The organism is Niveispirillum sp. CC-CTL257 (genome assembly GCF_059489915.1).
Genome location: NZ_JCAJXE010000003.1, coordinates 924204 through 933274, shown reverse-complemented (window position 1 = coordinate 933274; position 9071 = coordinate 924204). Strand labels below are relative to the sequence as shown.

Below are 9071 nucleotides of genomic sequence, written 5' to 3'. Positions count from 1 at the left end.
TGTCAAAGAACCCAACGATACACTGTCACCCGGTTTCAAGCCCCGGGTCTTCAACAACCAACGCCGCAGCGCCAGTCATTTCAGGGATCGTTTCACCATCGCCGCCAGAGCGTGTCCGGCGCGTCGGTGGGGCGCTTTCTAGTCGCTCCACCAAACCCTGTCAACCGGTTTTTTTCACCGCCTCATCTTTTTTTCGGCACCACCGGCGAACCGGCAAAACCCAAAAGACAAAAGCGAAACCGACCAACAGAAGCGAACCAAAGCCCGCCTTGCGATGATGTCTTAGTCCAACAATGTCAGTGGCTTATCACCACCAAGAACCGTCCGCACCGCCACAACCACCAGGGCCGCTTCGCTGCGGGAGCCGGGGTATAGGACACCCCAAACACCCAGCGCAACTACTTTCTGCACACAAACATCACTTTTCTGAAATCACACCGTAACAGGCCATGTGGCGCACGCAGGCGGCATAGCGCCGGCTATGTTCTGAAACAGGTTGCGGTAGGCCCGATGGACGGTCATGTTTTATTCAACCAGTTGCATAAAGGATCACAACATGACCGCCTACCCCCACCTGCTTCAGCCGCTTGACCTCGGATTCACCAGCCTGCGCAACCGTGTGCTGATGGGATCGATGCATGTGGGGCTGGAGGAGGCGCCCAACGGCTTCGAACGGATGGCCGCGTTCTATGCTGAAAGGGCACGCGGCGAGGTTGGGCTGATCGTCACCGGCGGCATCGCTCCCAATGAGCGCGGGCGCCCCGCCCCATTCGGCGCCGTACTGGCGACAGAAGAGGAGGCCGCCCATCACCGTATCGTGACGGATGCCGTCCATAAGGAAGGCGGCAAGATCGCGATGCAGATCCTGCATTTCGGTCGCTACTCCTATCAGGAGGACCTTGTCGCGCCTTCAGCCATCAAGGCACCTATCAACCATTTCGTCCCGCACGCCCTCTCAGGCGATGAAGTTGAAGAGACCATCGCCGATTTCGTGCGCTGCGCCGCCCTGGCCCAGCTCGCTGGTTATGACGGGGTCGAGGTGATGGGATCAGAAGGTTACCTGATCAATGAGTTTATCGCCGCCCGTACCAATCATCGCGACGATGAATGGGGTGGGGCTTACGAGAACCGTATCCGGCTGCCTGTCGAGATCGTCCGTCGTATCCGGGAGAAGACGGGGCCGAACTTCATCATCATCTATCGCCTGTCCATGCTGGACCTGGTTGAGGGTGGGTCGACCCTGGAGGAGGTAGTGCAGCTGGGTCAGGCCATCGAGGCGGCAGGAGCCACCATCCTCAATACCGGTATCGGCTGGCACGAGGCGCGCATCCCCACCATCGCCACCTCTGTCCCCCGCGCGGCGTTTGCCTGGGTGACAAAGCAGTTGAAGGGCAAGGTTTCCATCCCGCTGATCGCCACCAACCGCATCAATACGCCCGAGGTGGCCGAGGACCTGCTGGCGGAAGGTTATTGCGACATGGTGTCGATGGCCCGCCCCTTCCTGGCCGACGCGCATTTTGTGGCCAAGGCGCGCCAGAACAGGGCCGATGAGATCAATACCTGTATCGCCTGCAACCAGGCCTGCCTGGACCATACTTTCAGCGGCAAGATCACCTCTTGTCTGGTGAACCCGCGCGCCTGCCATGAGACGAAGCTGATCATCGCCCCGGCGGCATCGCCTAAGAACATCGCCGTGGTCGGTGCGGGGCCGGCGGGCCTGTCCTTTGCGGTCACAGCGGCGGAACGCGGGCACAAGGTCACCCTGTTCGAGGCGTCGGCACAGGTGGGCGGACAGTTCAACATCGCCCGGAAAATCCCTGGCAAGGAGGAGTTCAACGAGACCCTACGTTACTTCCGTCGGCAACTGGAGCTGAAAGGCGTCACGGTGCGGCTCAACACTCGGGCTGATGCCGCCATGTTAGCTGAGAGTAGGTTTGACGAGGTGGTGCTGGCCACCGGCGTGGTCCCGCGTAAACCGGCGATCGAGGGGATCGACCACCCCAAGGTCCTGGGTTACCTGGATGTCCTGCGCGATGAGGTGCCGGTGGGCCGCAAGGTGGCCGTCATCGGGGCTGGTGGTATCGGCTTTGATGTCAGCACTTATCTGGTGGAACGGCACGAGGCACCATCAGCCGAGCGCTTCTTCAGACAATGGGGCGTTGATCCCGAATATCGCCAGCCGGGCGGCTGCACCAAGCCGGAGCTGGAACATAATGGCCGGCAGGTCTTTCTGATGCAGCGCACGGAGGGCAAGTTAGGCGAGAATCTGGGCCGCACCACAGGCTGGATCCACCGGACTGTGCTGAAGATGCATGGAGTGGCCACTATGGGCGGCGTCACCTATCGCCGGATCGATGATGCCGGCCTGCATGTGACTGTAGGCGGCCAGGACCAGGTGCTGGATGTCGATCACATCATCATCTGTGCGGGCCAAGAGCCGCTGCGGGAATTGCAGGGCGATCTGGAGGCACGGGGTATCCGTGTCCACCTGATCGGTGGGGCCGATGTTGCCGCGGAACTGGACGCCAAACGGGCCATCAACCAGGGCACGCGTCTGGCCGCCGCCCTCTGATCCGCCTTACAGAAGAAGGAAACAATCCATGCCCCATCCGTCCGGCCTGCACCCGGCTGCTGCGGCCTCCCTGGCTATCTGGCACGAGATCGTCGCCAGCCAGTCCATCACCGCCCTGCAGGGCATCACCCATGAACAGGCGATCTTCCGGTCGCCCGTGGCCCATACGGCCTATGAAGGGGCGGATGCCCTGCTGCTGGCCATCGGCACCGTTATGCGGGTCTTTGGTGACTTTACCTATCACCGCACCGCTGTAACGGCGGATGGCCTGAATGTCGTGCTGGAGTTTGCCGCAACGGTGGAGGGCAAACAGGTGAAGGGTATCGACTTCATCCGCTTTGACGAACAGGGATTGATCCGGGAGTTCGAAGTGATGATCCGGCCCCTGAGCGGCTTGCAGGCCCTGGCGTCAGAGATGGGGCGACGTGTTGGACAGGATATCGCGGCCTTCAAGGCCAAAGCCTGATATGGCATGGCAGAAGCCGAATTAATTGGATCGTCCGCATGTCCCTGCCCCACGCCCTGCTGACCGCCCTGATCGAACGCCCCGGTGCCGGTTCGGAACTGGCGGGGCGTTTTGACCGCTCCATCGGCTATTTCTGGCAGGCCACGCATCAACAGATCTATCGCGAATTGGCGCGCCTGGAGGCGGCAGGCCTGATTGAGGGGACCGCCGTTGATGGCGCGCGCGGACGAAAGCGCGCGTTCCGGGTTCTGCCGGCGGGGAAGGCGGAACTGGCGCGCTGGACAGCGGAGCGTCAGGAGCCGCTGCCCATCCGCGATGAGATGATGGTGCGGTTGCGGGCCGAGGCAATGGTCGGCCCCACCACCCTGCCAGACACGCTGACCGAACTGGCGCAGCATCATCGTGACCGGCTGAAAACCTATCAGGATATTGAGAAACGGGATTTCACCCCGCCGCCGACGGACAAGAGCCAACAGCTTCGCCATCTGGTGCTGAAAGCCGGCATAGAATATGAGCGGCACCGCGCCGCCTTCTGCGAACAGGCCATGGAACTGCTGTCCGCCCCATCGGACTGACTTGTCTGGAAATGTAAAACGCCCCATCCGGGTGGATGGGGCGCTGTCTGCTGTCACTTCGCGGCGTCGAAGAAGTCGTTGCCCTTGTCATCGGTGATGATGAAGGCCGGAAAATCCTCCACCTCGATGCGCCAGATCGCCTCCATCCCCAGTTCAGGATAGGCGATGCATTCGACCTTTTTGATGCAGTCCTGGGCCAGACGGGCCGCTGCCCCACCGATGGAGCCCAGATAAAAACCGCCATGCTTCTGGCAGGCATTCTTGACTGCGGGCGAGCGGTTGCCCTTGGCCAGCATGACGAAAGAGCCGCCCGCCGCCTGGAACTGATCAACAAAACTATCCATACGGCCCGCTGTGGTGGGGCCGAAGGAACCGGAGGCATAGCCTTCCGGCGTCTTGGCCGGGCCGGCATAATAGATGGGGTGATTCTTAAAATAGTCGGGCAGCGGCTGCCCGGCATCCAGCAGGGCACGCAGCTTGGCATGGGCGCTGTCGCGCGCCACGATCAGCGGTCCGGTCAGGGACACACGGGTGCGGATCGGATACTGGCTCAGCACCTTGCGGATATCATCCATGGGCTGGGTCAGGTCAATCTTCACCACCTCACCCGACAGCGCAGCCTCATCCACTTCCGGCAGGAAGCGGGCGGGATCGGTCTCCAGCTGTTCCAGATAGATGCCATCCTTGGTGATCTTGGCCAGGGCCTGACGGTCAGCGGAGCAGGAGACGCCGATACCGATGGGCATGGAGGCGCCGTGGCGCGGCAGGCGGATGACGCGGACATCGTGGCAGAAATACTTGCCGCCAAACTGCGCGCCGATGCCCAGGCCTTGGGCCGCCTTGAACAGGGCCTGTTCCATCTCCAGGTCACGATAGGCGTGGCCGGATTCGGAACCCTGGGTGGGCAAGCTGTCATAATAGCGGGCCGAGGCCAGCTTCACCGTCTTCAGGTTCTGCTCCGCCGACAGACCGCCGATCACCACCGAAAGGTGATAGGGCGGGCAGGCCGACGTGCCCAGCGACGCCATCTTCTCCTCAATGAAGGGGATCAGACGGTCGGGCGCCAGCACCGATGGTGTGGCCTGGAACAGGAAGGTCTTGTTGGCCGACCCGCCGCCCTTCGCCATGAACAGGAACTTGTAGGCGTCTTCGCCCTCGGCGAAGATCTCGATCTGGCCCGGCAGGTTGGTGCGGGTGTTCTTCTCTTCATACATGGAGAGCGGGGCCACCTGGCTGTAGCGCAGGTTCCGCTTCCGGTAGGCGTCGGCCACACCCTCGGACAGGGCGGCCTCATCGGCGCCCTTGGTCCAGACCTTGCGGCCCTTCTTACCCATGATGATGGCCGTACCCGTATCTTGGCACATGGGCAGGATGCCACCGGCAGCGATGGAGGCGTTCTTCAGCAGGTCCAGCGCCACGAACCGGTCATTGGGGGAGGCTTCCGGGTCCTCCAGAATGGCGCGCAACTGGCCCAGATGGCCGGGGCGCAGGAAATGGTTGATGTCCATGAAGGCGGCTTCGGCCAGCAGGCGCAACCCTTCCGGTTCCACCTTCAACACGGTCTCGCCGTCAAAGTCGACGGTGGAGACGTAATCGCTGGTCAGCTTGCGATAGGGCGTGGTGTCGGGACCCAGGGGGAACAGGCTGAAGCTCTGCTTCACAACATCATCGGGCATTTCTGGCTCCGGGGCTTTTCGGGGGCGGCGGGCCGGGGTCCGCCGTTGATGGGCGTTCAGATAGCGCAAGCCAACGGCCCCCGCCAGAGGGCCGTTGGTCCGGGGTCGTCACATCGCTCAGACAGCGGCGATGCAGACGATTTCCACCAGATAGCCCGGTGCAGCCATACGGGCCTCCACCGTGGCGCGGGCAGGCGGGTTGCCCTGGTCCACCCAGGCGTCCCACACCTCATTCATGGCGGCGAAATTGCCGATGGAGGAGAGATAGATCGTCGTGGACAGGATCTTGGACTTGGAGGAGCCGGCCTCGGCCAGCAGCTTGTCGATCGCGGCCAGGACCTGGGTCGTCTGGCCCTTGATATCGACGCTGGTATCATCGGCCACCTGGCCGGCCAGATAGACGGTGCCGTTATGGATGGCGGCTTCGCTCATGCGGCGACCGGGATGCAGGCGGGTGATGCTCACCGAACAGGTCCTTTCCATGGGGGCCGCGCCCGAATGGCGGCCGGCACCTGCCGGGATAGGGACAAGCGCATCGCCCCGCAAGCGGTCGCGGCAAATGCCAGACATGCAGCCCATGCTGCTTGTTACAAGAACACCCTTGAAACCTGTAAAATGATTACGCCCGGATGGGGGCCATCCGGGCGTATGATGATCAGTTCATGATATCGGGCTTATTCGCCATCGACCATCTGGGGCCGCAGCGGAAGCTCCGGCTCCTTGTTGGTCAGCATCCGGCCCAGTTTCGGCCCGATCCATTTCTGGATGTCATCCATTAGCGTGAACATTGTGGGCACGAAGACCAGCGACAGAGCGGTGGAGGTGATCAGGCCACCGATCACGGCTACGGCCATGGGCTGACGGAACTCCGTATCCGCGCCCCAGCCGGCGGCGATGGGGATCATGCCCGCCACCATGGCGATGGTGGTCATGATGATGGGACGCGCACGCTTGGCACCGGCATCCAGCAGCGCCTCACGGCGGCCCATCCCATGGTCGCGCATGGCCACGATGGCATATTCGACCAGCAGGATGGAGTTCTTGGTCACAATACCCATCAGCATCAAGATACCGATCAGGGCAGGCATGGACAGGGCCATGTTGCCCATCAGCAGACCCGCAACCGCACCACCCAGGGACAGGGGCAACGCCGTCATGATGGTCACGGGCTGGAAGAAATTGTGGAACAGCAGGATCAGCACGGCGATGATCAGCAGGAAGGCAGTGCCCAGTGCCACCGCGAAGCCCATCATCATGATCTCCAGTTGCTCGGACCCGCCATAATTCGGCTTGGAGATACCCGAGGGCATATGGGCCATCGACGGCAGAGCATTGATAGCCTTCATCGCCTCGCCCAGTTCCGCCCCATTCAGGTCAGCCTGGACCGAGATGCGACGGGCACGATCAAAACGGTCGATCTGGACGGCACCGGAGCCCATTTCCAGCTTCGCCACAGCCGACAGGGGTACAGTGGCACCCGTGTTGGTACGGACCCGCAGGTTGGCGATGGTATCCAGATCACCACGGGCGTCCTGATCCAGCTGCACCCGGATCGGCACCAGACGGTCACCCAGATTGAACTTGGCGGAATTGGTGTCGATTTCGCCCAGCGTGGCCACCTTGGCCACCTGACCGATGGAAATCACCGACACGCCCTGTTCCGCCGCCCGTTCGAACATCGGCTTGATCTGGATTTCGGGGCGCTGCAGAGCAGCCGTTGAGGTGACGTTCTTCAGGATCGGCAGTGTCCGCATCTCTGCCAGCACCTTATTGGCGTGGCTATCCAGCAGCGGACCATTTTCGGAGGTCAGCATGATGGAAACGTCGCGGTTACCGAACCCGCCCGTGGAGTTGAAGGAGAAGCGAACACCGGGAATTTTCTGCAATTCAGACAGAACGCGGGTCTCGAAATCCTTCTGATGGATGCGGTCGCCACGCGGCTTCAACAGGGCGATGATTGAGCCACGGCGCACCTGCCCACCACGGCCCGCGCGGGACCAGGTGACTTCCACTTCCGGCTGGGCCTTCAGGACGGTCGCGGCGCGCTGCACGGCGGCATCCATCTGCTCCAGATTGACGCCCGGCGCCATTTCCATCTGCAGGTTCGAGAAGCCGATATCCTGCGACGGCATGAAGCCGGACGGAAGGGTAAAGGTCAGGCCAATCGACGCGAAGAAGAACAGGGTACCCGCCGCGATGGTCTTCCAGCGGTGGACGAGGCACCAGTCCAGGAGCTTCAGGTACTTGTGCGTCCAGGGGCCGGCCTCATGCTCGTCCGTCTGCGACGGCTTCAGGAAGTAGGCCGCCATCAGGGGCGTCAGCAGACGCGCAACCAGCAGTGAGAACAGCACCGCCACGGCCACCGTGATACCGAACGACTTGAAGAACTGCCCCGGAATGCCGGGCATGAAGGAGACGGGCAGGAACACGACGACGATGGTCATTGTGGTGGCCACCACGGCCAACCCGATCTCATCCGCCGCCTCAAGCGCCGCCTCATAGGGGCGTTTGCCCTGGCGGATATGGCGGACGATATTCTCAATCTCCACGATGGCGTCGTCGACCAGGATACCGACCACCAGAGCCAGGGCCAGCATGGTCACGCCGTTCAGCGTAAAGCCCAGCCAGTGCATGACCAGGAAGGTCGGAATGGTGGACAGCGGCATGGCCAGCGCGGAGATCAGCGTTGCCCGCATATCGCGCAGGAACCACCAAACCACACCCACAGCCAGTATGGCACCAACCACCAGCGCCTCAATGGACGCGAAATAGCTGTCCACCGTGAATTTCACGTTGGAGATGATCAGCTTGAAGGTCAGATCGGGATAATCTTTCTTCAGCTGCTCAATGGCCGCATCCACGCCCTTGGCGATGGTCACTTCTGAGGAGTTGGGCGAACGGCTGATGGCGAAGCCCACGGTCGGCACGCCGTCCAGACGCGATACGCCACGCAGCTCTGAAGTACCATCCACGACATCGGCAATGTCGGACAGGCGAACCTTGCGGCCGCCGGCCACTGCAATCTCAATATTGCGGAGTTCATCCACGCTCTGGGCGCGGCCCAGGGTACGGATGGACTGTTCGGCGGCACCGATCTCGCCACGCCCGCCGGGCATGTCGATATTCAGCTGCATCAGCTGCGAATTAACCTCGCCCGCCGTGACGCCCAGCGCCATCATGCGTTCCGGGCTGAGATTGACGCGGATTTCGCGGTTCTGCCCGCCCAGGCGTTCCACCTCACCCACACCGTTCACCCGCTTCAAGGAGCGGGCCAGATCGCTGTCGATCAGCCAGGACAGCTGCTCAACACTGCGGTGGGTAGAGGTGACAGCATAATAAAGGATGGCATCGCCGGTCACATCCAAGCGCTGCACCTGCGGCTCGTAGATGTCCTGCGGCAGGTCGGAACGGATGCGGCTGACCGCATCGCGCACGTCATTGACGGCCCGATCGGTATTGTAGCCGATCTTGAATTCGATCGTGGTGTTGGAATAACCGTCGGTGATGTTGGAAGAGACGTGGTCGATGCCCGTGATGTTGGACACCGCATCCTCAATCTTCTTCGTCACTTCCTGTTCAAGTTCCGACGGGGCGGCACCCGGACGCGACACGCCCACATTGACGATGGGGAAGTCGATATCCGGGTTGCCCGTGATGTCCATCTTCACGAAGGCGATCAGACCCGCCAGCGTCAGGATGATGAACAGCACGATGGGTGGAACGGGGTGGCGGATGGCGACCGCCGAGATATTGCCGCGGCTCATGTCCGGTGCCTTTCTCTA

At 61.9% G+C, this 9071-nt stretch carries 6 protein-coding genes; 3 read left to right on the top strand and 3 right to left on the bottom strand.

Features of this window, described 5'->3' with window-relative positions; all coding sequences use genetic code 11:
* The first annotated feature begins 556 nt into the window (after positions 1–556).
* Genes ABC729_RS20820 through ABC729_RS20810 form a run of 3 tightly spaced genes read left to right on the top strand, consistent with a single transcriptional unit; the run spans position 557 to position 3613 of the window.
* Positions 557–2572, top strand: coding sequence for an oxidoreductase (locus ABC729_RS20820; protein WP_495609519.1), 2016 nt, complete (start codon positions 557–559; stop codon positions 2570–2572).
* A gap of 28 nt (positions 2573–2600) precedes the next feature.
* Complete coding sequence (locus ABC729_RS20815) at positions 2601–3038, top strand: nuclear transport factor 2 family protein (RefSeq protein WP_495609518.1); 438 nt, start codon at positions 2601–2603, stop codon at positions 3036–3038.
* Positions 3039–3076: 38 nt separating this feature from the next.
* The gene (locus ABC729_RS20810; RefSeq protein WP_495609517.1) at positions 3077–3613 is read left to right on the top strand and encodes a PadR family transcriptional regulator; all 537 of its coding nucleotides are present in this window, start codon (positions 3077–3079) and stop codon (positions 3611–3613) included.
* A gap of 53 nt (positions 3614–3666) precedes the next feature.
* Here the strand turns inward: ABC729_RS20810 and ABC729_RS20805 are convergent, their stop codons facing one another.
* The 3 genes from ABC729_RS20805 to ABC729_RS20795 form a co-directional block, all read right to left on the bottom strand.
* On the bottom strand, positions 3667–5289 hold the full coding sequence (locus tag ABC729_RS20805) for a fumarate hydratase (RefSeq protein ID WP_495609516.1): 1623 nt from the start codon (positions 5287–5289) through the stop codon (positions 3667–3669).
* A gap of 117 nt (positions 5290–5406) precedes the next feature.
* Positions 5407–5754 (bottom strand): RidA family protein, encoded by a 348-nt coding sequence (locus tag ABC729_RS20800; protein ID WP_495609515.1) that lies wholly within the window; start codon positions 5752–5754, stop codon positions 5407–5409.
* Positions 5755–5963: 209 nt separating this feature from the next.
* Positions 5964–9053 (bottom strand): efflux RND transporter permease subunit, encoded by a 3090-nt coding sequence (locus tag ABC729_RS20795; RefSeq protein WP_495609514.1) that lies wholly within the window; start codon positions 9051–9053, stop codon positions 5964–5966.
* Positions 9054–9071: the final 18 nt, after the last annotated feature.